The sequence below is a fragment of the Capillimicrobium parvum genome (assembly GCF_021172045.1).
In the GTDB taxonomy this organism is placed as follows: domain Bacteria; phylum Actinomycetota; class Thermoleophilia; order Solirubrobacterales; family Solirubrobacteraceae; genus Capillimicrobium; species Capillimicrobium parvum.
Window position 1 is genome coordinate 4,884,470 of the sequence record NZ_CP087164.1, and the last position, 24,245, is coordinate 4,908,714.

Annotated in this window: 19 protein-coding genes and 1 pseudogene; 9 read left to right on the forward strand and 11 right to left on the reverse strand. The window is 74.0% G+C overall.

Translation table 11 applies throughout. The features are described from left to right. The first annotated feature begins 26 nt into the window (after nucleotides 1–26). Nucleotides 27–943 (forward strand): annotated as a pseudogene (locus DSM104329_RS23865) (enolase C-terminal domain-like protein). Here DSM104329_RS23865 and DSM104329_RS23870 read toward each other — a convergent pair. Both DSM104329_RS23870 and DSM104329_RS23875 read right to left on the reverse strand, forming a co-directional pair. After that, nucleotides 925–3,918, reverse strand: coding sequence for an FAD-binding and (Fe-S)-binding domain-containing protein (locus DSM104329_RS23870; RefSeq protein WP_259312360.1), 2,994 nt, complete (start codon nucleotides 3,916–3,918; stop codon nucleotides 925–927). The pseudogene DSM104329_RS23865 and the gene DSM104329_RS23870 overlap by 19 nt on opposite strands. Continuing rightward, nucleotides 3,918–5,708 carry a thiamine pyrophosphate-requiring protein gene (locus tag DSM104329_RS23875; protein WP_259312361.1) on the reverse strand — a complete coding sequence of 597 codons (1,791 nt, stop codon included), beginning with the start codon at nucleotides 5,706–5,708 and terminating at the stop codon, nucleotides 3,918–3,920. Before DSM104329_RS23875 ends, DSM104329_RS23870 begins: the two co-directional genes overlap by 1 nt. A 127-nt stretch (nucleotides 5,709–5,835) precedes the next feature. On the opposite strand from DSM104329_RS23875, the gene DSM104329_RS23880 reads away from it, so the two are divergent. Continuing rightward, on the forward strand, nucleotides 5,836–7,641 hold the full coding sequence (locus DSM104329_RS23880; RefSeq protein ID WP_259312362.1) for a glycoside hydrolase family 15 protein: 1,806 nt from the start codon (nucleotides 5,836–5,838) through the stop codon (nucleotides 7,639–7,641). Here DSM104329_RS23880 and DSM104329_RS23885 read toward each other — a convergent pair. Further along, a complete protein-coding gene (locus tag DSM104329_RS23885) occupies nucleotides 7,629–8,531 on the reverse strand; it encodes a glycosyltransferase family 2 protein (RefSeq protein ID WP_259312363.1) in 903 nt (300 codons plus the stop codon). The genes DSM104329_RS23880 and DSM104329_RS23885 overlap by 13 nt on opposite strands. A gap of 79 nt (nucleotides 8,532–8,610) precedes the next feature. Between DSM104329_RS23885 and DSM104329_RS23890 the strand changes: the two genes are divergently transcribed. The 6 genes from DSM104329_RS23890 to DSM104329_RS23915 are packed head-to-tail and all read left to right on the forward strand — an operon-like array spanning nucleotide 8,611 to nucleotide 14,076. Then, a complete protein-coding gene (locus tag DSM104329_RS23890; RefSeq protein WP_259312364.1) occupies nucleotides 8,611–8,874 on the forward strand; it encodes a hypothetical protein in 264 nt (87 codons plus the stop codon). A gap of 15 nt (nucleotides 8,875–8,889) precedes the next feature. After that, on the forward strand, nucleotides 8,890–9,657 hold the full coding sequence (gene ku / locus DSM104329_RS23895; RefSeq protein ID WP_259316255.1) for a non-homologous end joining protein Ku: 768 nt from the start codon (nucleotides 8,890–8,892) through the stop codon (nucleotides 9,655–9,657). Further along, nucleotides 9,657–10,442, forward strand: a complete 786-nt coding sequence (gene ku, locus DSM104329_RS23900; protein ID WP_259312365.1) for a non-homologous end joining protein Ku — start codon at nucleotides 9,657–9,659, stop codon at nucleotides 10,440–10,442. The genes ku (DSM104329_RS23895) and ku (DSM104329_RS23900) overlap by 1 nt, the downstream gene beginning before the upstream one ends. Nucleotides 10,443–10,487: 45 nt before the next feature. Further along, entirely contained in the window at nucleotides 10,488–11,009 is a 522-nt protein-coding gene (locus tag DSM104329_RS23905; RefSeq protein WP_259312366.1) for a 2Fe-2S iron-sulfur cluster-binding protein, read from the forward strand. Then, nucleotides 11,006–11,995 (forward strand): FAD binding domain-containing protein, encoded by a 990-nt coding sequence (locus DSM104329_RS23910; protein WP_259312367.1) that lies wholly within the window; start codon nucleotides 11,006–11,008, stop codon nucleotides 11,993–11,995. The genes DSM104329_RS23905 and DSM104329_RS23910 overlap by 4 nt, the downstream gene beginning before the upstream one ends. After that, nucleotides 11,992–14,076 carry a xanthine dehydrogenase family protein molybdopterin-binding subunit gene (locus tag DSM104329_RS23915; RefSeq protein WP_259312368.1) on the forward strand — a complete coding sequence of 695 codons (2,085 nt, stop codon included), beginning with the start codon at nucleotides 11,992–11,994 and terminating at the stop codon, nucleotides 14,074–14,076. Before DSM104329_RS23910 ends, DSM104329_RS23915 begins: the two co-directional genes overlap by 4 nt. On the opposite strand, the gene DSM104329_RS23920 is transcribed toward DSM104329_RS23915, so the two are convergent. From DSM104329_RS23920 to DSM104329_RS23930, 3 genes are read right to left on the reverse strand one after another with little or no spacing between them, the layout of a single operon-like run. Next, complete coding sequence (locus tag DSM104329_RS23920; RefSeq protein WP_259312369.1) at nucleotides 14,077–15,519, reverse strand: alpha/beta hydrolase; 1,443 nt, start codon at nucleotides 15,517–15,519, stop codon at nucleotides 14,077–14,079. A gap of 41 nt (nucleotides 15,520–15,560) precedes the next feature. Continuing rightward, a complete protein-coding gene (locus DSM104329_RS23925) occupies nucleotides 15,561–17,042 on the reverse strand; it encodes a protein adenylyltransferase SelO (RefSeq protein WP_259312370.1) in 1,482 nt (493 codons plus the stop codon). Nucleotides 17,043–17,074: 32 nt separating this feature from the next. Beyond that, nucleotides 17,075–17,212 (reverse strand): hypothetical protein, encoded by a 138-nt coding sequence (locus tag DSM104329_RS23930; protein ID WP_259312371.1) that lies wholly within the window; start codon nucleotides 17,210–17,212, stop codon nucleotides 17,075–17,077. A gap of 126 nt (nucleotides 17,213–17,338) precedes the next feature. Between DSM104329_RS23930 and DSM104329_RS23935 the strand changes: the two genes are divergently transcribed. After that, on the forward strand, nucleotides 17,339–17,974 hold the full coding sequence (locus tag DSM104329_RS23935) for a M15 family metallopeptidase (protein WP_259312372.1): 636 nt from the start codon (nucleotides 17,339–17,341) through the stop codon (nucleotides 17,972–17,974). A gap of 55 nt (nucleotides 17,975–18,029) precedes the next feature. Here DSM104329_RS23935 and DSM104329_RS23940 read toward each other — a convergent pair whose 3' ends face one another. Genes DSM104329_RS23940 through fdh form a run of 5 tightly spaced genes read right to left on the reverse strand, consistent with a single transcriptional unit; the run spans nucleotide 18,030 to nucleotide 24,223 of the window. Next, nucleotides 18,030–18,905, reverse strand: a complete 876-nt coding sequence (locus DSM104329_RS23940; RefSeq protein ID WP_259312373.1) for a ferritin-like domain-containing protein — start codon at nucleotides 18,903–18,905, stop codon at nucleotides 18,030–18,032. Further along, entirely contained in the window at nucleotides 18,905–19,192 is a 288-nt protein-coding gene (locus DSM104329_RS23945) for a hypothetical protein (RefSeq protein WP_259312374.1), read from the reverse strand. Before DSM104329_RS23945 ends, DSM104329_RS23940 begins: the two co-directional genes overlap by 1 nt. After that, on the reverse strand, nucleotides 19,189–20,121 hold the full coding sequence (gene nrfD, locus DSM104329_RS23950; RefSeq protein ID WP_259312375.1) for an NrfD/PsrC family molybdoenzyme membrane anchor subunit: 933 nt from the start codon (nucleotides 20,119–20,121) through the stop codon (nucleotides 19,189–19,191). Before nrfD ends, DSM104329_RS23945 begins: the two co-directional genes overlap by 4 nt. An 8-nt stretch (nucleotides 20,122–20,129) precedes the next feature. Further along, a complete protein-coding gene (locus DSM104329_RS23955; protein WP_259312376.1) occupies nucleotides 20,130–21,020 on the reverse strand; it encodes a 4Fe-4S dicluster domain-containing protein in 891 nt (296 codons plus the stop codon). Then, nucleotides 21,017–24,223: a formate dehydrogenase gene (fdh, locus tag DSM104329_RS23960; protein ID WP_259312377.1), complete on the reverse strand. Its 3,207-nt coding sequence runs from the start codon at nucleotides 24,221–24,223 to the stop codon at nucleotides 21,017–21,019. The genes DSM104329_RS23955 and fdh overlap by 4 nt, the downstream gene beginning before the upstream one ends. Nucleotides 24,224–24,245: the final 22 nt, after the last annotated feature.

The window sequence follows — 24,245 nt, forward strand, 5'->3', positions numbered from 1 at the left end:
CGGGGCGCGCGGGGTAGCCGAGCCCCATGCCGGCGATCGACGACGTGCGCGTGACCGTCTGCCGGATCCCCACCGACGAGCCGGAGTCCGACGGGACGCTGGAGTGGGACGCCACCACGATCGTCCTCGTCGAGGTGCAGGCCGCCGGCACGACCGGGCTCGGCTACACGTATGGCGACGCCGCCGCGGCCGGCGTCGCCGCCGGGAAGCTGGCCGGCACCGTCGTCGGCCGCGACGCGCTCGACGTCCACCAGGCGTGGCTCGCCATGGTCCGCGCGATCCGCAACGACGGCCGGCGCGGGCTCGCCGGGATGGCGGTCTCCGCGTGAAGATGAAGGTCGGCCGCGAGCCGGCCCGCGACCGCCACCGCCTCGCGGTGGCGCGCGCCGCCATCGGCCCGGACGTCGAGTTCTACGTCGACGCCAACGGCGCCTACGAGCGCCGCGAGGCCCGGGCCTGGGCGCAGACGTTCGCCGACGCGGGCGTCACCTACCTCGAGGAGCCGGTCAGCTCCGACGACCTCGACGGCCTCCGCCTCCTGCGCGACCGCGCCCCCGCAGGGCTGGCGATCGCCGCCGGTGAATACGCCTACGCCCTCGAGGACGTCGCACGGATGCTCGCCGCCGGCGCGGTCGACGTGCAGCAGGTCGACGTGACGCGCTGCGGGGGCATCACGGAGCTCGTTCGCGCGGGCGCGCTGTGCCAGGCCCTCGGCGTTCCGCTGTCGGCGCACTGCGCGCCCGCCGTCAGCGTCCACGCCTGCTGCGCGGTGCAGCGCCTCGCGCACCTCGAGTACTTCCACGACCACGTCCGCATCGAGCGCCTGCTGTTCGACGGCACGCTCGAGCCCGACGGCGGCGACCTCGTCCCGGACCGGACGGCCGCCGGCCACGGCCTCACGCTGCGCCGGGATGCGGCGGCCCGCTACGCGACGTCGGGATAGTCGCGCTCCGGCCGCGGGCCCGCCACGCCGGCCGGCCCATGGTCCATCGCCATCTTCAGCACCTGGGCCAGGTGCAGCGCGCGCCGCTCGGTGCCGTGCTCGATCTGCGTCTTGCACGAGAAGCCGTCGTTGACGATCAGGACGTCGTCGCCGGCCGAGCGGACCGCCGGCAGCAGGCGCCGCTCGCCGATCCTCATCGACAGCTCGTACTTCTCGGCCTCGAAGCCGAACGAGCCCGCCAGCCCGCAGCACCCCGCGCCCAGCTCGCCGTCGAACCGCAGCCCCATGTCGTGCAGGACCGCGGACGTCGCGTCCGTCTCGATCACCGCCTTCTGATGGCAGTGCACGTGCAGGATCGCGTCGCGCTCCAGGCGCGGCAGCGGCCAGTCGGGCACCTCCTGGCGCAGGTACTCGGCCAGCGTCAGCGCCTGCAGCGACAACCGCTTGGCGTCCTCGTCGTGCGGGAACAGGTTGACGAGCTCGTCGCGCAGCACCGACAGGCAGCTCGGCTCGAGCCCGACCAGGTGGGTGCCCGCACGGATGTGCGGCCGCAGCGCGCGCAGCAGCCCGCGCAGATACCGCTGCGCCGTGTCGAGCATCCCGTAGTCGTAGAGCGGGCGGCCGCAGCAGATCGGCTCCATCGGGACGACGACCCGGCGGCCCGCCGCCTCGAGGACCTCCACGGCGGCCTTCGTCACCTCGGGGTGCAGGTGGTCGTTGAACGTGTCGGCGAACAGCACGACCGGCGGTGCGTCCGGGTTGACGACCGGACGCCGCGCGAACCACGCCCGGAACGTCTGCGTCGCGAACCGCGGCATCTCGCGCTCCGTCGTCAGCCCGGCCAGCCGCTGCACGGACGAGCGGCCCAGCATCAGGTTGGCCAACCGCGGCATCCGCCGGGCCAGCCGCGCGTGCACCATGATCAGCCCCATCGCGTACGCCGGCCGCGGCCGCAGGCGGCGCCTGTAGTGGTGTGAGAGGAACTCCGCCTTGTACGTCGCCATGTCGACGCTCACCGGGCAGTCGCCCTTGCAGCCCTTGCACGCGAGGCAGAGGTCGAGCGACTCGTGCACCGCGTCCGAGCGCCACCCGCCCGTGATCGTCTCGCCGCGCAGCATCTCGAACAGCACGCGCGCCCGGCCGCGGGTCGTGTGCTGCTCGTCGAGCGTCGCCATGTAGCTCGGGCACATCGTCCCGCTCGACACGTCGCGGCACTTGCCGGCGCCCACGCACCGCAGCGCCGCGTGCGCGAACGAGTCGCCGTCCTCGGGGAACGAGAAGTGCGTGCGCGGGTTCGGCGGGTTGTAGTCGACGCCGAGCTTGAGGTCGTCGGTGAGCGCGTTCGGCTCGACGACCTTGCCCGGGTTGAGCTTCCAGTCCGGGTCCCACAGCGCCTTGTACTCGCGGAACGCGTCCATGAGCCGGGGGCCGAACATCTTCGGCAGCAGCTCCGCGCGCGACTGGCCGTCGCCGTGCTCGCCCGACAGCGAGCCGCCCAGCGCCGTGACGAGGTCCGACACGTCGTCCATGAACCGCCGCCATGTCTCGATGCCCCCGGCGCTGCGCAGCCCGAAGTTGATCCGGCAGTGCACGAGACCCTGGCCGAAGTGGCCGTACTTCGACGTGTCGTAGCCGTAGCGGTCCAGGAGCTCCTGGAAGCCGCGCAGGTACTCGCCGAGGCGCTCGGGCGCGACCGCCGCGTCCTCCCAGCCCTCGTAGTGGTCCTTGCCGCCGGGCAGGTACGCGGTGGCGCCGAGCCCGCCCTCGCGCACCGCCCACAGCCGCTGCTCGTCGGCCTCGTCGTCGTACATCGTGTACGCGAAGTCGCCGCTCAGCGCGTCGAGGCACTCGCGCGCGCGAGCGTCGGACTCGTCCTTGGTCGGCGCGCCGAACTCGACGAGGAGGAACCCCGTGCCGTCCGGCAGCATGGGCACCTCGGACTGGTGCATGCCCTGCTCGAGCATGTCGCGCACCATCACGTCGTCGATCGCCTCGCAGGCCATGGGCCCGTGCGCCATGACCTCGGGCACGTGGTCGGCGGCGTCGAAGATCGTCGGGTAACCGAGGCAGACGATCGTGCGGGCGGCCGGCCACTCGGTGAGGTCGACGGTTGCCTCGAGCGTGATCGCCAGCGTGCCCTCGCTGCCCGACAGCGCCCGGGCGACGTGAAAGCCCTTCTCGGGCAGGAGGTCGTCGAGGTTGTAGCCGGACGCGCGGCGCGGGATCTGCGGGTAGCGGTCCCGGATCTCGTCGGCGTAGCGGTCGCGCAGGTCGCGCAGCCCGCGGTACAGCTCGGCCTGCCGGCCGGACCGGGCGACGATGCGCTCGAGCTCGTCGCCGGACGTCTGCCCCACCCGCATGCGCGCCCCGTCGTACAGGACGACCTCGAGCTCGCGCAGGTTGTCCGACGTCCGCCCGGTCATGACCGAGTGCGCCCCGCACGAGTTGTTCGCGATCATGCCGCCGAACGTGGCGTAGGCGTGGGTGGACGTGTCGGGCGGGAACGACAGCCCGAAGTCGCGCTCGGTCGCCTTGGCGAGCTGGTCGCGCACGACGCCGGGCTGCACCCGCGCGATCCGCCGCACCGGGTCGACGTCCAGCACATCGCGCATGTGCCACGACGTGTCGAGGATCACCGCGGCGTTCGTCGTCTGGCCGGCGAGACTGGTGCCGGCGCCGCGCGCCGTGACCGGGGCGCCGAACGCCCGGCACACCGCCACCGCGGCCACGACGTCGCTCGCGTCGCGGGGGCAGACGACCCCGATCGGCGCCTGCCGGTAGTTCGAGCTGTCGCACGTGTACGCGGCGCGGAACGCCTCGTCGAAGCGCACGTCGCCTCGGACTTCGGCGGCCAGCCGGCGCGCCAGCGCGGCCGCGTCGACCTCGACCTGCTCGTGGTGGCGGTTGACGAGCTGGCGGCGCTTGCGGGCGCGGACGCGCTGGAGGTCGGCGCCCGAGAGGCTGACGGCGCCCATCATCGATTGACGAACTCCGCCAGCTTGCCCTTCAGCGAGTTCTTGACGATCCGCCCCGCCGCCGGGTCGCCCGACCGCAGTGCGCCCGCGAGCTCCTTGGCCTGCTCGAAGCGGATGTGCGGCGGCAGCGGCGGCACCTCCGGGTCGGTGTGGACGTCGAGCAGCACGGGCCGGTCGGCGGCGAACGCCTGGTCCCAGCCGCCGGCCACGTCCTCCGGCCGCTGGACCGTGATGCCGCGCCACCCGATCAGCTCGGCATAGCCCGCGTAGTCGAACGCCGGCAGCACCTGGGAGGCCTCGAGCTTCGGGTCGCCCGACATCACCCGCTGCTCCCAGGTGACCTGGTTGAGGTCGCGGTTGTTCAGCACGCAGACCACGACGCGGTGGTCGAACGCGCCCTGGGACCAGTGATAGGCGATGTCGACGAGCGCGTTGATGCCGAGCATCTGCATCGCGCCGTCGCCCACCGCGGCGATCACCGGCCGGTCGGGGTAGGCGAACTTCGCCGCGAGCGCGTACGGCACCGCCGGGCACATCGTCGCCAGCGTCCCGCTGAGCGCCGCGTCCATCCCCGCGCGCATCCGCAGGTGCCGGGCCCACCAGTTCGTGGCCGAGCCGGAGTCGGCGGTGAGGATCGCACGGTCGGGCAGGCGCTCGGACAGCTCGTGGAAGACGAGCTGGGGGTTGATCGGGTCGGCCGACTGGTGCGCCCGATCGTCGAGGATCTCCCACCACCGCCGCACGCCGGACTCGATCTCCTCGCGCCACGACCGGTCCGGCTTGCGTTCGAGCAGGCCGGCCAGCCGCCGCAGCGTGGCGGCGGCGTCGCCGACGAGGTTGACCTCCATCGGGTAGCGCATCCCGATCAGCCGCGCGTCGATGTCGATCTGCACGCCGCGCGCCTGCCCGGGCTCGGGCAGCCACTCCGAGTACGGGAAGCTCGAGCCGACCATGAGCAGCGTGTCGCAGCCCTCCATCATGTCGTTGGAGGGCTTCGTGCCGAGCAGCCCGATGGAGCCGGTGACGTAGGGCAGGTCGTCGGGCAGGACGGCGCGGCCGTTGAGCGCCTTGGCGACGCCGCAGCCGAGCAGGTCGGCGACCGCCTCCACCTCGGCCACCGCGTGCTTGGCGCCCTGGCCGATGAGCATCGCGACCCGCTCGCCGGCGTTGAGCACGTCGGCGGCACGGCGCAGCTCCTCGTCGGACGGGACGGGGGCGCCGCCCGCGAAGCCGACCGCCGAGGACTGCACCGCGCCGTGGGCGCGCGGCGGCTCGGAGAACGGCGCCTCCTGGACGTCGCCGGGGACGATGATGCAGGCGACCGAGCGCGTGGCCTTGGCCACCCGCATCGCCCGGTCGATCAGGTGCGGCGCCTGCTCGGGGGTCATGCACACGTGGACGAACTCGTGCGCGACGTCCTTGAACAGCGAGACGAGGTCGACCTCCTGCTGGTACTCGGCGCCGAGCGACATCCGCTTCTGCTGACCGACGATGGCCACGACGGGCTGGTGGTCGAGCTTGGCGTCGTAGAGCCCGTTGAGGAGATGGATCGCGCCGGGCCCGCTGGTGGCCATGCAGACGCCGACCTCGCCGGTGAACTTCGCGTGCGCGCAGGCGGCGAACGCGGCGATCTCCTCGTGGCGCGTCTGCGTGAACCGCACGCGGTCCCCCGCCTCGTGGAAGGCGCCGAGCAGGCCGTTGATGCCGTCGCCGGGGTAGCCATAGACGCGCTGCACGCCCCAATCGGCGAGGCGGTTGAGCATGAAGGCGGCGACGGTCTGGCTGGCCATGAGCGGTCCTTTCCGCGGGGTCTCCTTCCTCGGAGTACCCGCCGTGCCGGCCGCGAACAGGGGCGGTCTCCCCGCGGACCGGTCGGGCGGGGTTTGAACCGCCGTCGCTTGCGGACAAGCCCGCCCCATGAGCCGGCCGCTGCACGACCTCGCGCTGATCTCCGACGGCCACGGCGCCGCGCTGGTCGCGCGCGACGGCGCGATCGAGTGGTGCTGCCTGCCGCGCTTCGACCACGGCAGCTGCTTCGCGGCCCTGCTCGACGACGAGCGCGGCGGGCGCCTGACGCTCACCGGCCCGGGCGGCGCGCCGCTGCCGGGCGAGCAGCGCTACCTGCCCGGCACGCTCGTGCTGGAGACCGAGCTGCGCGGCGACGGCGGGCGGGTCCGCGTGCTCGACGCGCTCGCGACGGGGCAGGACGGCGAGGAGTCCGGCCCTCGCCTCCTGCGGGTCATCGAGGGCGTCGACGGGCGCCTCGAGCTCGAGCTGCGCATCGCGGTGCGCTTCGACTACGGCGCCGTGCGGCCGTGGCTGCGCCGGGACGCCGACGACCTCGTGTGGGCGATCGGCGGCGACGACGGCCTGTGCATCTGGGTGCAGGGCGGTGCCGGGCTCGACGGCGATCACGACGTCGTCGCCACCCTGCCGGTGGCGGCGGGCGAGCGGGTGCGCCTGTCTGTGAGCGCGCTCGGCGCGGCCGCCGCGCAGGAGCGCGGCACCGCGCCGCCGGCCGCCGAGGTCGACGCGGCGCTCGAGGCCACGATCGGATCGTGGCGCGCGTTCTCGGAGCGCCTGGACCCGGATGCTGACGAGCAGACGCGGCGCTCCGCGCTGGTCCTGCGCGGGCTGACGTACGAGCCGACCGGGGCGGTGCTCGCCGCGCCGACCACATCGCTGCCCGAGGTCGCCGGAGGGCGGCGCAACTGGGACTACCGCTTCAGCTGGATCCGCGATTCGAGCTTCGCCGCGCGCACGCAGGCGGTGATCGGCTGCGAGGAGGAGGGCCGGCGGTTCGGGCGCTTCGTGCTGCGCAGCGCCGCGGGCCACGCGGACGAGATGCAGATCGTCTTCGGCATCGGCGGCGAGCGCCACCTCCCCGAGCGCGAGCTCGACCTCGCCGGCTACCGCGGGTCGCGTCCGGTCCGCGTCGGCAACGGCGCCGCCGGCCAGCTGCAGCTCGACGCCCTCGGCGAGCTCGTCACCCTGACCTGGGCCTGGCACGAGCGCGGCCAGGAGTGCGATGCCGACGAGTGGCGGTTCGTGCGTGCCCTCGTCGACCTGGCCGCCCGGAGCTGGAGGAAGCCCGATCGCGGCATCTGGGAGTGGCGGGCCGGGCCGCGCCACTTCGTGCACTCCAAGGCCGCCTGCTGGGCGGCGCTCGATTGCGGGATGCGGCTGGCCGAGGCCGTCGGGTCCGAGATCGACACCGAGCCGTGGCGCCGCGAGCGCGATGCCGTCCGCGCGGCGGTCCTCGACCGCGGCTGGGACGCCGGGCGCGGCACGTTCCGCCAGGCGTTCGACGGCGACGAGCTCGACGCGGCCGTGCTGCTGCTGCCGGTCACGGGGATCGTCGACTGGGACGACGAGCGCATGCGCAGCACCGCCGACGCCGTCGCGGAAGGTCTCGACGACGGCGGGCTCATCCGCCGCTACGACGGCGACGGCGACGGGCTGCCGGGCCGCGAGGGGGCCTTCCTCGCGTGCACGTTCTGGCTGGCGGAGGTCTACGCGCACCAGGGGCGCCTGGACCGCGCGCGGGAGGTCTACGACAGGGCGGCCGCGACGGCCAGCCCGCTCGGGCTGTTCTCCGAGGAGCACGACCCGCACACCGGCATGGCGCTCGGCAACTACCCGCAGGCGCTCACCCACCTCGCGCAGATCGCGGCGGCCACCGCGCTGCGCGAGGCGACGAGACCCGCCGATCAGCCCGCGTAGCCGCGTGACGCCGACGTGAGCTGCTGATCCTCGAGCAGGCGCCGCATCGCCTCGACGTGCGGCGGGCTGACGCGCCGCTCGCGCAGGACGCCGGGCAGTCCGGCGATCGCCTGCACGACCGCTCGGGCGCTGACGAGGTCGGGCGGGCAGCGGCGCAGCTCGCGCACCGTGCGCGCCGCCGCGGCCCGCGCGGGGCGGCGCAGCCACGGCAGCCAGAGCGCGTTGCGCGTCTGCAGCACGCGGCGCTCGGGCCGCGGACGGCCGCCCGACGGCGGGTGATGATGGGCGACGACGCCGGGGACGTAGGCCATCTGCCAGCCCGCTGCCGCGAGGTCCCACCCGACCAGCTCCTCCTCGCCGCCGATGACGAGGCGCGCGGAGAACCCGCCGACGCCGAGGATCGCCTCGCGGCGCACCACCACGGCGCAGGCGATGAACGAGAGCAGCGCGTGGCCGGGCACCCCGTCGATGGGCGGCAGCGGCGAGGTCGCCATCTCGGTGCACAGCGGGTCGTCGCGGCGGTCGGGCCCCACCAGGATGTGGGCGTTGACGACCGCCAGCCGGGGATGGCGGTCCAGCAGCTCGACCGCGGCGGCGAGCGCCCCGGGCTCCCACCACGCGTCGTCGTCGGTCAGCGCGACGTACGGCGTGCGGGCCGCGACCAGGCCCGCGTTGCGCGCCGCGGCGGCGCGGGACCGGTCGAGCTCGATGACCGCCACCTCGGGATGCGCATGGCGCAGGGCCGCCGCCGTGCCGTCCGTCGAGGCGTCGTCGACGACGAGCACGCGCGGGCGCTCGGGCAGCGCGACGTGACGCGCGACGCCGGCGAGCAGGGTGTCGCGGCGGTTGCGCGAGGCGACGACGACGGTGAGCCGGGAGGGCGGGGGCACCCCGGCGCGGCTTCCCCTCCCTGCGGGATCGGAAACGAGCGCCGCATAGCGTCCCGGCCTTCGGGGTAGCCCGCGGGCGATGGTGACCGTGGACCAGCGCAGCCCGCACGGCGAGACGTTCCTGCGCGCGCTCGCGCGGCGGCCCATGACGTTCGACGACCTGGTCGCCACCGTCGCCCGCGACGGCGGCTCCAGCACCGAGGCGATGACCTGGCTGGCGTTCGCGCGCGAGTCGCGCGTGGTGGAGCCCATCCCCCACGAGGCCGGCCGCCAGCGCTTCCGGCTGGGGCGCCGCGGCGAGGAGATCGTCCGGCGCGACTCGCGTACCGCGATCCGGAGCTGAGCGCTGGCCCGGTCGATCTGGAACGGCGCGATCACCTTCGGGTCGGTCGTCGTGCCGGTCAAGCTGTTCTCGGCTGTCGAGGACCGCACCGTGCACTTCCGCGAGCTGCACGCGAAGGACGGTGCGCCGATCGAGCATCGGCGCGTCTCCTCCAAGACCGGCCGCGAGGTGCCGTCCGAACGGATCGTGAAGGGCTACGAGACCAGCAAGGGGCGCTGGGTGCTCCTCACCAACGAGGAGATCAAGGCGATCGAGGCGCCGGCGCGCAAGGCGATCGAGATCGAGGACTTCGTGCCGGGCGAGCAGGTCGACCCCGTCTTCTACGACCGTCCGTACCACCTCGGCGTGGGCGACGACGGAAGGGAGCCGTACGCGGTCCTCCACGCGGCACTGAAGAAGACCGGCCGGGTCGGGATCGGGCGGGTCGTGCTGCGCGGCCGCGAGCAGCTCGTCGCGGTGCGCGCGGGCGAGGACAACCTGCTCGAGATGAGCACGATGCGCTACGCCGACGAGCTCGTCGACGCCGGCGACATCGACGTGGCCAAGCCGCAGCGCAGGCCCACCGACCGCGAGATCAAGATGGCTGCGCAGCTGACGAAGGGGCTGCACCAGCGCTTCAAGCCCCAGCAGTACGAGGACGAGTACCGCTCTCGCGTGCTCGACTACCTCGAGCGCAAGGCGAAGGGCGAGGACGTCGAGCTGCCCGCGGCCGAGGAGCCCGAGGAGACCGACGACGACCTGGCGGCGGCGCTGCAGGCGAGCGTGAAGGCGGTGCGGGGCTGATGGCGCCGCGCTCGCTGTGGACGGGGGCGGTGAGCTTCGGGCTCGTCAACGTGCCGGTGGCGCTGCGCAGCGCGACCCGCGACCTGGCGCCGCACTTCAACCTCGTCGACGAGAAGACCAGGACGCGGATCGAGATCCGGCGGGTCTGCTCGAAGGAGGACAAGCCGGTCGACTGGGACGAGGTGGCCCACGGCCACGAGGTCGACGGCGAGTGCGTCATGGTGACCGACGACGAGCTCTCCGCGCTCGAGCCGCGCAGGACACGCACGATCGACATCGAGGCGTTCGTCGACGTCGCCGAGATCGACCCGGCCCTCTACGACAGCACGTACTTCGTCGTGCCCGTCGGCGGCGAGGGCGCGGCGCGCGCGTACCGGCTGCTCGCCGAGGTCATGGATCAGGCCGGGGAGGCGGCGCTCGGGCGCTTCGTCCTGCGCACGCGCGAGTACCTCGCGGCGATGCGGGTGCGCGACGGCGTGATCACGCTGAGCACGCTGCTGTTCGCCGATGAGCTGCGGCCCGCGAGCGCGCTGGGCGACGCCAGGCCCCGGAGGTCGCGGCCGGCGAAGAAGAAGATCGACCAGGCGGTCAAGCTGATCGAGGCGCTCGGCAGCGACTTCGACCCGACCGCCTACGAGGACCGCCACCGCAAGCAGGTCGAGCAGCTCGTCAAGGCCAAGCGCAAGGGCCAGGAGATCGAGACGCCCGACGAGCCGGAGACGCCGGCGGTGGCGAGCGACCTGATGAAGGCGCTCGAGGAGAGCATCGCCGCGGTGCGCGGCTAGCCGCGGCGCCGTTTGGCCGGCTCGACCTCGGGTACCCCGCCGCGCATGGCCGCCAACCCGCAGCGCGCGGAGATCGCGCTCGAGGTCAACGGGCGCGAGCACCGCCTGACGATCGACACGAGGACCTCGCTGCTGGACCTGCTGCGCGAGCAGCTCGGGCTGACCGGCGCGAAGAAGGGCTGCGACCACGGCCAGTGCGGCGCCTGCACCATCCTGCTCGACGGCCGGCGCGCCAACGCGTGCCTGGCGCTCGCGGTCGCCCATGACGGCGCGCGGGTCACGACGATCGAGGGGCTGGCCGACGGCGAGCGGCTGCACCCCGTCCAGGAGGCGTTCGTCGAGCACGACGGCTTCCAGTGCGGCTACTGCACGCCGGGCCAGATCTGCTCGGCGGTGGGCATGCTCGACGAGGCGCGCGCCGGCTGGCCCAGCGCGGTGACCGAGGACCTCGGCGGGGATCCGCCGGCCCTCGACGACCGCGAGATCGGCGAACGGATGAGCGGCAACATCTGCCGGTGCGGCGCCTATCCGGGAATCGTGGCGGCGATCGCGCAGGCGTCGCGATGAGGCCGTTCACGTACGAGCGCGCGGTCGACGCCGCCGGGGCCGTGGCCGCCGCCGCGCGCTTCGACGGCGGTCCGGCACGCTACCTGGGCGGCGGTACGAACCTCGTGGACCTCATGCGGCTCGGCGTCGAGCGCCCCGAGCACCTCATCGACGTCAGCCGGCTGGCGCTCGACTGCGTCGAGGAGGTCGAGGGCGGCGGGCTGCGGATCGGCGCAGCCGTGCGCAACAGCGACCTCGCCGCGCATCCCCTGGTCCTGTCGCGCTACCCGGTGCTGGCGCAGGCGCTGCTGCAGGGGGCGTCGGGACAGCTGCGCAACCTCGCGACGGTCGGCGGCAACCTCCTGCAGCGCACGCGCTGCCCCTACTTCCAGGACGTCACGAAGCCGTGCAACAAGCGGCGCCCCGGGTCGGGCTGCCCGGCGGTGGAGGGCGAGCACCGCAACCTGGCCGTCATCGGGCACTCGCCGGCGTGCGTGGCGACGCATCCGTCGGACATGGCGGTCGCGATGACGGCGCTCGGCGCGACGGTCTCGGTGCAGGGGCCGGGCGGCGAGCGCACCATCGGCATGCCGGGGCTGCATCGCCTGCCGGGCGACGACCCGGCACGCGACACCGTCCTCGAGCCCGCCGAGCTGATCACCGCGGTGACGCTGCCGCCGGCGGCCGCCGGTGCGCGATCGCGCTACCGCAAGGTCCGCGAGCGCGCGTCCTTCGCCTTCGCGCTCGTCTCCGTGGCCGCCGTGCTCCGCCTCGACGACGAGGGACGCGTCGGCGACTGCGCGATCGCGCTGGGCGGCCTGGCGCACGCGCCGTGGCGGGCGCGGCGCGCCGAGGAGGCGCTGCGCGGCGGGCCGGCGGACGAGGCCGCGTTCGCCCGCGCCGCGGAGGCCGAGCTCGCGCAGGCGCGCCCGCTGCGCGACAACGCCTACAAGGTCGGCCTCGCGCGCAACGTGCTCGAGCGGACGCTCGTGGAGCTGGCGCGATGAGCACCGGCCTGCCGCTGCCGCGCGTCGAGGCGCGCGCGAAGGTCACGGGCGCCGCGCGGTATGCGGTCGAGCACTCCGCGGACGGCGTCGCGTACGGGTGGATCGTCACGTCGACCGTCGCGCGCGGGCGGATCGAGGCGATAGACACCGCGGCCGCGCTGGCGGCGCCGGAGGTCGTCGCGGTGATCACCCACGAGAACGCGCCGCGTCTGCAGCCGGTCGACGACCACGAGCTCCGGGTGCTGCAGGCGCCTGAGGTCTCCTACCGGGGGCAGATCGTCGGGGTGGTGGTGGCCGAGTCGCTGGAATCCGCACGCGAGGCGGCGGCGCTCGTGCGCGTCGACTACGCCGCCGAGGGCCACGACGTCCTGCTCGTGCGCGATCACCCGAAGCTCTACCGCCCCGAGAAGGTCAACCCGAACTACCCGACCGACACGTCGTTCGGCGATTTCGACGGCGCGTTCGCCGCCGCCGAGGTGCGCGTGGACGTGACGTACACGACCCCCGCGTTCCACAACAACCCGATGGAGCCGCACGCGACGCTCGCCGTGTGGGACGAGGACGGGCTGACGCTGTACGAGTCGTCGCAGGGCGCACCGACGGCGCGGGCACCGGTGGCGAAGGTCCTCGGGCTGGCCGACGAGCGGGTGCGCGTCGTGGCCGAGCATGTCGGCGGCGGGTTCGGTTCGAAGGGCACGCCGCGGCCGCACGCGGTGCTCGCGGCCGTCGCGGCCCAGGTCACCGGGCGTCCGGTGAAGCTTGCGGTCACGCGCCAGCAGATGTTCCAGATCACCGGGTACCGCACCCCGACGGTCCAGCGGATGCGGCTGGGCGCCGACGCGGACGGGCGGCTGGTCGCGATCGGCCACGACGTGCAGGAGCAGACGTCGACGGTCCGCGAGTTCGCGGAGCAGACCGCGACGCCGACGCGCGTCATGTACGCGGGTGCGAACCGGCGCACGACGCACCTGGTCGCCGCGCTCGACGTCCCGACCCCGTCGTGGATGCGCGCGCCCGGCGAGTGTCCCGGCATGTACGCGCTGGAGTCGGCGATGGACGAGCTCGCGGTGGCGGCCGGGATCGACCCGGTGGCGTTGCGCGTCCGCAACGACCCGGAGGTCGATCCCGAGGAGGGCGTGCCGTTCAGCTCGCGCAACCTCGTCGCGTGCCTGCGCGAGGGCGCGGCGCGCTTCGGCTGGGACGCCCGCGACCCGCGCCCGTCCACGCGGCGCGAGGGCCGCTGGCTGGTCGGCAGCGGCGTGGCGTCGTCGACGTACCCGGCGCGGTGCCGGCCGGCGCAGGCGTTCGCCCGGGCGGAGGCCGGCGGCCGGCACTTCGTCGTGGGGATCGGCGCCACCGACATCGGGACGGGCGCCCGCACGGTGCTCACGCAGGTGGCAGCCGAGACGCTCGGCGTCGAGCCCGGGCAGGTGACGATGATGGTCGGCGACAGCGCCCTGCCGCACGCGCCGGTGGCGGGCGGGTCCGCGGGCACGGCGTCGTGGGGCTCGGCGGTGCAGGGCGCGTGCCGGGCGCTGCGCGCGCAGCTCGACGCCTCCGGCGGCCCCTCAGGGACGGACACCGTCGAGGCGACCTACGACACGACCGAGGATCTCGAGCGACAGAAGGAGCTGTCGCGCCACGCGTTCGGTGCGCAGTTCGTGACGCTGCGCGTGGACGTCGACTCGGGCGAGATCCGCGTCGACCGGCTGCTCGGCGTCTTCGCCGCCGGCCGCATCCTGAACCCTCGGACCGCCCGCTCGCAGTTCATCGGCGGGATGACGATGGGGATGGCGATGGCGCTGATGGAGGAGAGCGTCGTCGACCTCGAGTTCGGCGACTACCTCAACCACGACCTCGCCCAGTACCACGTGCCCGTCAACGCCGACATCCCGTCGATCGAGGCGCACTGGATCGACGAGGAGGACCCCGACGTCAACCCACTCGGCGTGAAGGGCATCGGCGAGATCGGGATCGTCGGCACCGCGGCGGCGGTCGGCAACGCGTTCTTCCACGCGACCGGCGTGCGCATCCGCGACCTGCCGTTGCGGCCGGACCGGGTGCTCGGGGCGCTCGGGTGATCACGGCCGCGTGAGGAACGGCCGCCGGGCGGCGGTGCGGGCGCAGGACGCGTCGAGCGACTCGGCCGTGCCCCGCTGCACGAACGCGGCGATCAGGCGCTGCGCACACGGCAGCAGCAGCTGCCCGTGGCCCGCGGCCGGGAACACGACGGTCCGGCTGTTGGGCAGCTCGCGCCGCGCGCCGGCGACGTTGGCGGGCGGGTCGGCCGTGTCCTCCGCGCCGGTGAGCAGCAGCACCGGCGCGCGCGACCGGACCCGCCGGCCGAGCGCCGGGTCGACCACGCCGCGCGGCAACACGCGGCAGGCCGCTCGGGTGAGCGCCATCGACCGTCGCTGCAGAGGCGCGATGAAGCTTCCGGCGCTCTCATGGGCGATCACACCGGGACGCTGCTCGGCCCAGCGCTCGCTGCACCCGACCAGCGCCGGGTAGGCGAGCTGCTCGGTGGGCGGGTCGGCCGCGACGACGCGGGCCAGGCCGGTCAGCTGCCCCTGCGCCCCGAGATGGAGCAGCAGCGGGATCGCCGCCTTGTTCGGCGTGTAGTCCAATAGTGCGTCCACGGCGTTGGCCAGCGCGAAGCGGTCGAACGGCACGTTGGACCCCGCCACCCAGTACGGCCGGCGGCCCAGCCGCGCGGCGATGCGCGCGTAGTCGGCGCGCGGGTCGGGGAAGGCCGCGTGGCAGGCCGCGTCGGCGCGGCACCGCGCGAAGAGCATGTCCAGGGCACGCTGAGCGTTGCGCGCGCCGCGTTCGAAGACCCGCACGTCGAGCAGCGACGCGCCGTCGAGGACCATCGAGCGCACGTGTGCGCCGTGGCGCGCGAGGTAGGCCTGCGCGGTCGTCCCGCCGTACGAGATGCCATACACGTCGATGTCGTCGTAGCCGAGGGCCCGGCGTACGCGGTCGAAGTCGTCGACGGCGACCGTCGTGGTGTAGAAGCGCAGCCCGGGTCCTATGCGCGCCGCGCACCGGCGCACCGCACCGGTGACGGCGCGCAGCGACGCCTGCTCGCCCAAAGGCGGAACCGCGCAGGCCAGGCGGTTCGAGCCGCCGGTGCCGCGCTGGTCGACGAAGACCAGGTCGCGCGTGCGGTTGACCTCGGCGAGCATCGGGGTCGCGGTCGCCAGCTCGTCCTCGATCGCCGCCGCTCCCCAGCCGGCGAAGTAGAAGAGCGGGTCGCGCCGCGCCTCGCCGTCGCGGGCGGGGACGACGGCGACCCGGATGGGGATCCGCCGGCCGGCCGGGCGGGAGGGATCCTCCGCGACGTGCACCGTCGCGCAGCGCGCATGGACTCCGCCGATCGTGCAGGGCCGCAGCGACAGACGCCGCTCAGCCGACGGCGATCCGCCGCCGCACGCGGCGAGGCCGCCGATCACCAGAACGGCGGCGACACGGCACAGCGAGCGCATGGTGCCCAGCGTCGATCGGCGCACCGGGCCGCGCATCCGTACTCCTCCACGCCGAGGCGGGGCTCACCACGGCTCGGCTACGTGCCGCAGTACGTGACGTACGTGCCGAAGCCGTCAGGCGCGGGCTCGGCGTAGGTCTCGAGGCCGTCGCGCTCCTCGAACGGTCGCGTGACGACGTCGACGAGGCGGTCGAAGGGCGCCATGTCGCCGGCGGTCGCCGCGGCGAGCGCCTCCTCGACCAGGTGGTTGCGCGGGATGTAGACCGGGTTGACCGCGTCCATGGCCGCGGCGGTCGCCGCCGGGTCGCGGCCCTCGCGGGCGAGCTCGGCGCGCCAGCGCTCCGACCAGGCGTCGAACGGCGCGCGGTCGGCGAAGAGGTCGCGGGCGGGCGAGGGGCCGCCGCGCAGGGTCGTGGCCAGCGCGCGGAACAGCGAGGTGAAGTCGACGCCCTGGGGCACCATCAGCGCGAGCAGGTCGGCGATCAGGGCGCCGTCGTCGCCCGGATCCCCGGCGAGGCCGATCTTCGCGCGCATCCCCTCCGCGAACCGCGCGTCGAAGCGGTCGGTGAAGGCGTTGAGGACACCCGTGGCGGCGGCGATCGCGGCCTCCTGGTCGGCGTCGATCAGCGTCAGCAGCGTCTCGGCGAACCGCGCCAGGTTCCACTGGGCGACGGACGGCTGGTTGCCGAACGCGTAGCGGCCCCCGTGGTCGATCGAGCTGAACACCGTCGCCGGGTCGTAGGCCTCCATGAAGGCGCACGGGCCGTAGTCGATCGTCTCGCCGGAGATCGTCATGTTGTCGGTGTTCATCACGCCGTGGATGAAGCCGACGAGCATCCAGCGCGCGATCAGGTCGGCCTGCGCGCGCGTGACGTGCTCGAACAGCGCGAGGTACGGGTTGGCGGCCTCGGCCGCCGCGGGATGGTGGCGCGCGATGGCATGGTCGGCGAGGCGCCGCACGAGCGCGGGGTCGCGCGTCAAGGCCGCGTACTGGAACGTGCCGACGCGCAGGTGGCTGGCCGCGACGCGCGTGAGCACCGCGCCGGGCAGGACCGTCTCGCGCACGACGTTCTCGCCGGTGGCGACGACCGCGAGCGCCCGCGTCGTCGGGATGCCGAGCGCGTGCATCGCCTCGCCGACGACGTACTCGCGCAGCATCGGCCCGACCGCCGCTCGGCCGTCGGCCCCGCGGGCGAACGGCGTGCGGCCCGAGCCCTTGAAGTGGAGGTCCCGGCGGTGCCCGCGGACGTCGAGCACCTCGCCCAGCAGCAGCGCGCGGCCGTCGCCGAGCCGGGGCGAGAAGCCGCCGAACTGGTGGCCCGAGTACGCCTGCGCGACCGGCGACGCCCCCTCAGGCACGGTGTTGCCCGCGAGGATCGCGACGCCTTCGCCGGTCCGCAGCGCCGCCGGATCGGCTCCCAGCTCCTCGGCGAGCCCGTCGTTGAGCGCGAGCAGCCGCGGCGCGGGCGCGCGGGCCGCCTCCCAGGGCTCGTACAGGCCGGGGAGGTCGCGCACGAACGTGTTGTCGAACTGCAGCAGCGGACGGGCGGCGACGCTCATGTTTCCAGGCTAGCCAGGCCGGCCGGGCCGCCTCACCCCGCGGGCGGCCGCCGCCCCGAGGCGATGAGCGCGCAGCCGTCGAGGACGAGCCCCTCGTGGCCGGCCCGGGCGACGGCTGCGAGCCGGTCGAGCGCTCGGCGACGAATCTGGTCGCGCACCTCGGGCTCCATGCCGGCGAGAGCGATCGTCGAGGCAGAACGGCCCGTTCCACATCTCCGACATCGCGGAGCGACTCTCCCACCCGAGCCGCAGGGGCGCAACGCCGGTCGCCCGGCGGGCGTAGCATCCCTGGCGTCGTGCTCGGCGCTCTGGCGGCATCCGCGGTGCTGTTCTCGCCGTTTCACTCCTCGGTCCAGCCGCTGCCGGCGCCCGTCAAGACGCAGCTGAAGGCCGGCGGCTTCTGGCACAAGGGCTGCCCGGTCGGTCTCGGCGAGCTGCGCCTGCTGGCCGTGACCTACCGCGGGTTCGACCGGCGCGGCCACACCGGGCAGCTGATCGTCAACGAGCGCGCCGCCGAGCCGCTCGCGGGCGTCTTTCGCAGGCTCTACCGCCTGCACTTCCCCATCCGCCACATGGCGCTCGACGACATGTACGGCCCGCCGCGCGGGCGCCCCGCCGACGACGACGTGACCGGCTCGTTCCACTGCCGCCAGGCAGTCCCCTCACCGTGCTCGAGCGGGACCGGCACCGGGTCGTGGTCGATGCACGCCTACGGGCTCGCGGTCGACGTCAACCCGCTCGAGAACCCCTACGTCGGCTGCGGCCAGAGCCGCGACCCGGCGACCCGGCCGTACTTCGACCGCTCCAGACACCGGCCCGGCATGGTCACCCGGCGCGCGATCCGCGCGTTCCGGTCGATCGGCTGGGGCTGGGGCGGCGCGTGGACCGGGAACACGAAGGACTACATGCACTTCTCGTCGACCGGCCACTGACTGCGGCGGCGACGGGAGTGTCCCGAGTTTCGGACCGCATGCGGCCCTTCTCGGGTCAGGTGGCGGTGAGGCGCGCGCGTCCGGCGCGCAGCGTCGAGAGCATCGCCTCCTCGTCGGCGCGGTTGTCGCGGGCGAGCTGCGCGGTCCCCTCGTCGCCGGCCGCCCGGGCCAGGCGCTCGAGCTCGTCGTAGGCCTCGATCTCCCGGCGCTCCAGGTCCGCCAGCGCCGGCACGCGCTGCGCCGGCGAGCGTCCCGTCCCGGCGCGCCGGCGGGCACCGAGGAACGCGCGCACCCTCGCGCCCGCGTCGCGCGGCTTGGAACGGTCGGCGCGCAGCATCCACAGCCGCTCGCGCAGCCGCTCGGCGTGCCGGCGCGTCTGCTTGTGGTGCAGCGTCAGATCGTGGACGAGCTCGTCGTCCTCGGACTCCGACATCGCCGTCGCGAGCTGCTCGAGCGCCGCCTGCTCCATCGCGTGCGCGCGCCGCAGCGCGTCCACGAGCGCCGCCCGATGCGCCGGACCGACGTCCGGCCCGCCACCGCCGCGCTCCGGCTGCGCCCGGGCGCGGATCGCCTCCCGCCGCCGCGGGATGCCGGACGGCGACGCCGCCGTGTCGGATACGAGGCCGTAGTGCTCGGCGATCGCGCGGTCGCGCTCGACCGGCAGGTCGTCCTCGTCCGGCAGCGCCGGCGACGACGCCACGCGATCGGCCGACGGCGTGACGCGCACCGCGAACCCGCTCGGCTCCGACCCGGCCACCGGCACCGCGCGCAGACCGCCGCCGTGGCCGTCGCCCGCCAGGGCCACGACGAGCCACTCCGGCGCGCCCGTCGCGCGGTCGGCGCGCAGCCCGGCGACCACGCCGATCCGCCGGTCGAACGGGTCATAGACCCCGCGGCCGACCCAGCCGCGCAGCTCGGCCGGCGTCCGCATCAGCGCGGCACCGCCCACGACGACCCCTGCGCCGTGATCTTGCGCTCGACGTCCCACGAACCGCCCGCCCAGCGCACCTCGGCGACGAGCCGTCCGTCGTCAGCGGTGACGATCCGCCCCGCCTTCGCGCCGCCCGGCTGCACGACCAGCTTGCGCTCGCCGGACAGCGCGCCGTCCACGATCTGCTGGAAGCGCTCGGCGGCGAACGAGCCGACCCGCTGGTCGTTGATCGTCGTCGCCAGCGCGTTCAGCGCCCGCGACACCTCGACGTCGGTGGGCAGCGTCACCGCCGCACCGCCGTCCTGATCGCGCCGAGGCCGCGCCGCGTCCGCACCCGGTCGCGCTGCGGCCCGACCGTGTAGCTCGGGTCGCGGGCCGAGATCAGCCCCGCCTTGAACACGCTCCAGCGCTCGCACGCCGCCCCCGCCAGCACCATCGCACCGCCTGCCACCGCGGCCGCCCGGCGCCGCCGGGCCGCGCCCGCGAGCAGCAGCGCGCCCGTCGCGGTCAGCAGCCGCGCTGCCCGGGTGAACGGCTCGGCGTCGGGCGAGTGATACGGGTCGGCGAGCTCGTCGAGCCGGTGCTCCATGACCTGCACCGCGACCAGCTCGCCGAGCGACCCGAGCACCGCCAGCCGCCGCGCCGGCCCGGCGCTCGCCACCGGCGTGAGCATCGCGGCCGTCGCCCCCGCGCTCGCCGCGGCGCCCGACGCGAAGATCGCCGGCAGCTCGCGGTGCGCCTCGTGCCAGACCGGCACCGCGGTCTGGGCGATGAGCGCGGCCGTGTACGTCGACAGCGGCAGCCCCGCCACCGCCGCGACCGGGCGCGCGACCGCCGACATCCGCGCCAGGCGCCCCGTCGCCGAGTTCACCGCCGCCACCCCCGTCGCCGTCCCGCTCACCACCAGGATCCACGAGCCGACGCTCATCGGCGAGGTGACCTTGAACATGCGCAGCATGTTCAAGAAGCGCTTGGGCACGCCGAGGTCGGAGATCAGCAGCGCCGGGCTGATGCCCACGCCGCCCAGCGCCGCCAGCCACGCGCGCCGCGCGAGCACGTCGTTGCCGGTCCGCCCGGCGAGGTACGCCAGGCCGGCGGACGCGCCGCCCAGCCCGCCGGCGAAGAAGTACCAGGGGATCTGCGGCGTCCAGATCGGCTCCTTGATGACCGGCTGGCCGTAGTAGGAGCGCGGCGGCCCGCCGTTCGTGGCTGGCACGGTCGCGCTCACCGCCGCCCCCCGAGGAACGCGCCGGCCAGCGCGGCGCCGAGGCCGGCGGCCGCCAGCCCCGCCGCCGCCCAGATCGAGCCGATGTCGCGGGTGGTGTCCACCGGGTCCGGGGGCAGTCCGTAGACCTCCGGATCGTCGAGCAGCAGGAAGAACGCGCCGGCGCCGCCGACCCCGTCCTCGGAGTCGGCGAGGTACAGCTGCGCGTCGTCCTGGCCGGCCGCGGCCAGCTGCTCCAGCCGCCGGCCGGCCCGCTCGCGCAGCTCGTCGAGCTCGCCGAACTGGATCGAGTTCGTCGGGCACGCCTGCGCGCATGCCGGCTCCTTGTCGTCCTTGAGCCGGTCGTAGCAGAGCGTGCACTTCCACACGCGCCCGTCGCCCTCGCGCTGGTCGAGGACGCCGAACGGGCAGGCCGGCACGCAGTAGCCGCAGCCGTTGCAGATGTCCTGCTGGACGACGACCGTGTCGAACTCGGTGCGGAACAGCGCCCCGGTCGGGCAGACCTCCAGGCAGGCGGCGTGCGTGCAGTGCTTGCAGACGTCGGAGGCCATGAGCCAGCGCATGCCGTCGGCCTCCTGGTAGGTCTGCAGGCCGGTCTCGTCGACGAGCGCGTCGAGCGCCGCCGCCTCGACGAGCGACTCCGCCGCCGCGTCCACGCCCATGGGCCTGCGCTGCTCGACGAACGCCACGTGGCGCCAGGTGTTCGCCCCGAGGTCGATCGTGTTGTCGTACGAGTTGCCGGTGAAGCCCTGGATCGACTCCGGCACGCGGTTCCACTCCTTGCACGCCACCTCGCAGGCCTTGCACCCGATGCAGATCGACGTGTCCGTGAAGAAGCCGACGCGCGGCTTCGCCTCCGCGCCGTAGGTGCGCACCTCGAGGCGGCTCACTCGCTCGCTCCCGAGCGACGCCGGTACTCGTCGACGAACGCCTTGAGCGCCGGTCCCCGCGGCCGGCGGCCGGGTCGGATGTCGCAGGTCGCGACCTTGTACTCGGCGATGTGCACGTTGCGGTCGAGCACGAGCGATGTCAGCTCGTTCGCCGCGTCGCCCTTGACCAGCCCGCGGCGGCCCCAGTGGTAGGGCAGGCCGACGGTCTCGATCACCCGGCTCTGGACACGGAGCGGCTGGACGCGCTCGGTCACCATGACGCGCGCCTCGACCGCGGCCCGCGTCGTGACGATCGTCGCCCAGCCCCCGTGCTCGAGGCCCCGCAGCCGAGCGAGCCGCGGGCTGACCTCGCAGAAGGCCTCGGGCTGCAGCTCGGCGAGATACGGCACGGAGCGCGACATGCCGCCCGCCGTGTGGTGCTCGGTGAGCCGGTACGTGCCGAGCACGAACGGGAAGGCGCCGGCGCCCGGCTGCGCCGCCGAGGGGTTGTACGGGTTCTCGGGCCGGTGGAAGAGCTGGCGCGTCGGGTTGAGCTGCTGGTTGTAGAGGCGGTTGACGACCGGCGTCTCCTGCGGCTCGTAGTGGGACGGAAGCGGGCCGTCGACCAGGCCCTGCGGGGCGTACAGCCAGCCGAGCCCGTCCGGATGAAGGATGAACGGCTCCGTGCCGGTGAGCGCGTCCATGCCCTTGGCGTCCTCCGGCGGCACGTAGCCGGGCGCCTTGTCGGGCTCGAAGTCCGGCGCGTCGCCGCAGGTGTGCCAGCGGCCCTCCTCCTCGTTCCACCAGATGTAGCGCTTGCGCTCCGACCACGGCCGGCCCTCGGGGTCGGCCGACGCGCGGTTGTAGAGGATGTGGCGGTTGCCGGGCCACGCCCAGCCCCACTGCGGCGAGATCCAGTTCTCCTCGGTGTGCGGCTTCTTGCGCGCCGTCTGGTTGATCCCGTCCGCGTAGATGCCGGCGTGGATCCAGGACCCGCAGGTGGTGGAGCCGTCCTCGGCGAGCTCCTGGTACTTCGGCACGAACGTCCCGTCCGCCGTGCGGCCGTTGATCTCCTGCAGCACCGTCTCGGCGTCCGGCTCGTCCTGCGGCCCCTGCGTCGGGTAGTCCCAGGTGAGGTCCAGCAGCGCCCGGTCGCGATCGAGCGCCGAACCCGCGAGCTTCTCGCGCAGCCGGCGCCCCAGGTGGTAGGCGAACCAGAGGTCCGATCGGCAGTCCCCGGGCGGCTCGACCGCCTTGAAGTGCCACTGCAGCAGCCGCTGCGTGTTCGTGAACGTGCCGTCCTTTTCGGTGTGCGCGGCGGCGGGCAGGAAGAACACCTCGGTGCCGATGTCCTCGGTGCGCATCTCGCCGGTCTCGATCTCCGTCGAGTCGTACCAGAACGAGGCGGTCTCGATCTCGTTCGTGTCGCGCACGACGAGCCAGTCGAGCTGGGCGAGCGCGCGCCGCTGCAGCGAGGAGTTCGCGGAGCCGACGACCGGGTTCTGCCCGATGACGATGAAGCCCGTCGTCTCGCGATCGAGCATCCGCAGCATCATCGGATAGTGCGAGTGGTCGCCGTCGATGCGCGGCAGGTAGTGGAGGCCGAACTCGTTCTCGGCCGTCGCCGCGTCGCCCCACCACGCCTTGAACAGGCTGACGACGTAGCTGCGCAGCGAGCCCCAGGCGCCCGTGTCGGGTCCGTTGAGGTGGACGTACTGGTCGAGGTTGTCGCCCGAGTCCGGGTGCGGCATCGGGATGTAGCCGGGGAGCACGTCGTAGAGCGTCGGGATGTCCGTCGAGCCCTGGATGTTCGCGTGGCCGCGCAGGGCGAGGATGCCGCCGCCGGGGCGGCCGATGTTGCCCAGCAGCAGCTGGATGATCGCCGCGGCGCGGATGTTCTGCACGCCGTGCGTGTGCTGCGTCCAGCCGACCGCGTAGCAGACGGCCCCGGTCCGCTCGCGCCCGGAGTTCTCGCACAGGATCTCGGCGATCTGCAGGAAGCGCTCGCGCGGGACGCCGCAGACCTCCTCGACCATCTCGGGCGTGTACCGGGCGTAGTGGCGCTTGAGGATCTGAAAGACGCAGTTGGGATGCTCGAGCGTCCAGTCCTCCTCGGGCGGCTCGCCCTTCTCGAGCTTCATGCCGTGCGCACCGTGGGCGATGTCGCCCGACACGTCCCCGGTCTGCAGCTTGCCGCCGCCGGGAAGCTCGCCCTCGGTGCCGGCGTAGCCCCACGTGTCGATGAAGTACGCGCGGGCCTCCTCGTCGAAGCCGGAGAAGAGCCCGTCGAGCTCCTCGGTGTCGCGGAACTCCTCCTTGATGACCACGCGCGCGTTCGTGTAGTGGCGCACGTACTCGGTGAACTCGCGGCCGTTGGAGAGGATGTGGTTGATGACCGCGCCGAGGAAGGCGATGTCGGTGCCCGGGCGGATGGCGGCGTGCACGTCGGCCATCGCGCTGGTCCGGGTGAAGCGCGGATCGACGTGGATGACCTTCGCGCCGCGCTCCTTGGCCTCCACCACCCACTGGAAGCCCACCGGGTGCTGCTCGGCCATGTTCGACCCCATGATGAGGATCGAGTCAGCGTTGGCGAGGTCCTGCTGGAACGTGGTGGCGCCGCCGCGCCCGAACGAGGTCCCCAGACCGGGGACCGTGGAGGAGTGTCATATGCGGGCCTGGTTCTCGATGGACACCGCGCCCGCGGCCGTGAAGATCTTCTTGAGGAGGTAGTTCTCCTCGGTGTCGAGCGTCGCGCCGCCGAGGACCGCCACGCCGAGCGTGCGGTTCAGCGGCCTGCCGTCCTCGTCGGCGTCCTCCCACGTGCGCGCGCGCGTCTCGAGGAAGCGGTCGGCGATCATGTCCATCGCCGTCTCGAGGTCGAGCTCCTCCCACTCGGTGCCGTGCGGGCGCCGGTAGCGGACCCTGTGCTCCCGCATCGGGCTGTTGACGTACGCCTCCGACGCGGACCCCTTCGGGCACAGCCGGCCCCGCGAGATCGGGCTGTCCGGGTCGCCCTCGATCTGGACGACCTTCTCGTCCTTGACGTAGACCTTCTGGCCGCAGCCGACGGCGCAGTACGGGCAGACCGACTGGACCACGCGATCGGCGGTCCTCGTGCGCGGCTCGAGGCGCGCCGAGCGGCTCGACTGCGCGGCGCGGCCCAGGCCGAGCGGGTCGCCCCGGAGCTGGCGCAGGAACGGCGGAACGGAGATCCGGCTGCTCATCACGCGGTGTCTTATCCCGCGA

What these genes read in the sequence shown, in the direction of transcription:
- DSM104329_RS23870 (WP_259312360.1), bottom strand. Translation starts at nt 3,918, where the DNA reads ATGGGCGCCGTCAGCCTCTCGGGCGCCGACCTCCAGCGCGTCCGCGCC.
- DSM104329_RS23875 (WP_259312361.1), bottom strand. Translation starts at nt 5,708, where the DNA reads ATGGCCAGCCAGACCGTCGCCGCCTTCATGCTCAACCGCCTCGCCGAT.
- DSM104329_RS23880 (WP_259312362.1), top strand. Translation starts at nt 5,836, where the DNA reads ATGAGCCGGCCGCTGCACGACCTCGCGCTGATCTCCGACGGCCACGGC.
- DSM104329_RS23890 (WP_259312364.1), top strand. Translation starts at nt 8,611, where the DNA reads ATGGTGACCGTGGACCAGCGCAGCCCGCACGGCGAGACGTTCCTGCGC.
- ku (WP_259312365.1), top strand. Translation starts at nt 9,657, where the DNA reads ATGGCGCCGCGCTCGCTGTGGACGGGGGCGGTGAGCTTCGGGCTCGTC.
- DSM104329_RS23905 (WP_259312366.1), top strand. Translation starts at nt 10,488, where the DNA reads ATGGCCGCCAACCCGCAGCGCGCGGAGATCGCGCTCGAGGTCAACGGG.
- DSM104329_RS23910 (WP_259312367.1), top strand. Translation starts at nt 11,006, where the DNA reads ATGAGGCCGTTCACGTACGAGCGCGCGGTCGACGCCGCCGGGGCCGTG.
- DSM104329_RS23915 (WP_259312368.1), top strand. Translation starts at nt 11,992, where the DNA reads ATGAGCACCGGCCTGCCGCTGCCGCGCGTCGAGGCGCGCGCGAAGGTC.
- DSM104329_RS23920 (WP_259312369.1), bottom strand. Translation starts at nt 15,519, where the DNA reads ATGCGCGGCCCGGTGCGCCGATCGACGCTGGGCACCATGCGCTCGCTG.
- DSM104329_RS23925 (WP_259312370.1), bottom strand. Translation starts at nt 17,042, where the DNA reads ATGAGCGTCGCCGCCCGTCCGCTGCTGCAGTTCGACAACACGTTCGTG.
- DSM104329_RS23930 (WP_259312371.1), bottom strand. Translation starts at nt 17,212, where the DNA reads ATGGAGCCCGAGGTGCGCGACCAGATTCGTCGCCGAGCGCTCGACCGG.
- DSM104329_RS23940 (WP_259312373.1), bottom strand. Translation starts at nt 18,905, where the DNA reads ATGCGGACGCCGGCCGAGCTGCGCGGCTGGGTCGGCCGCGGGGTCTAT.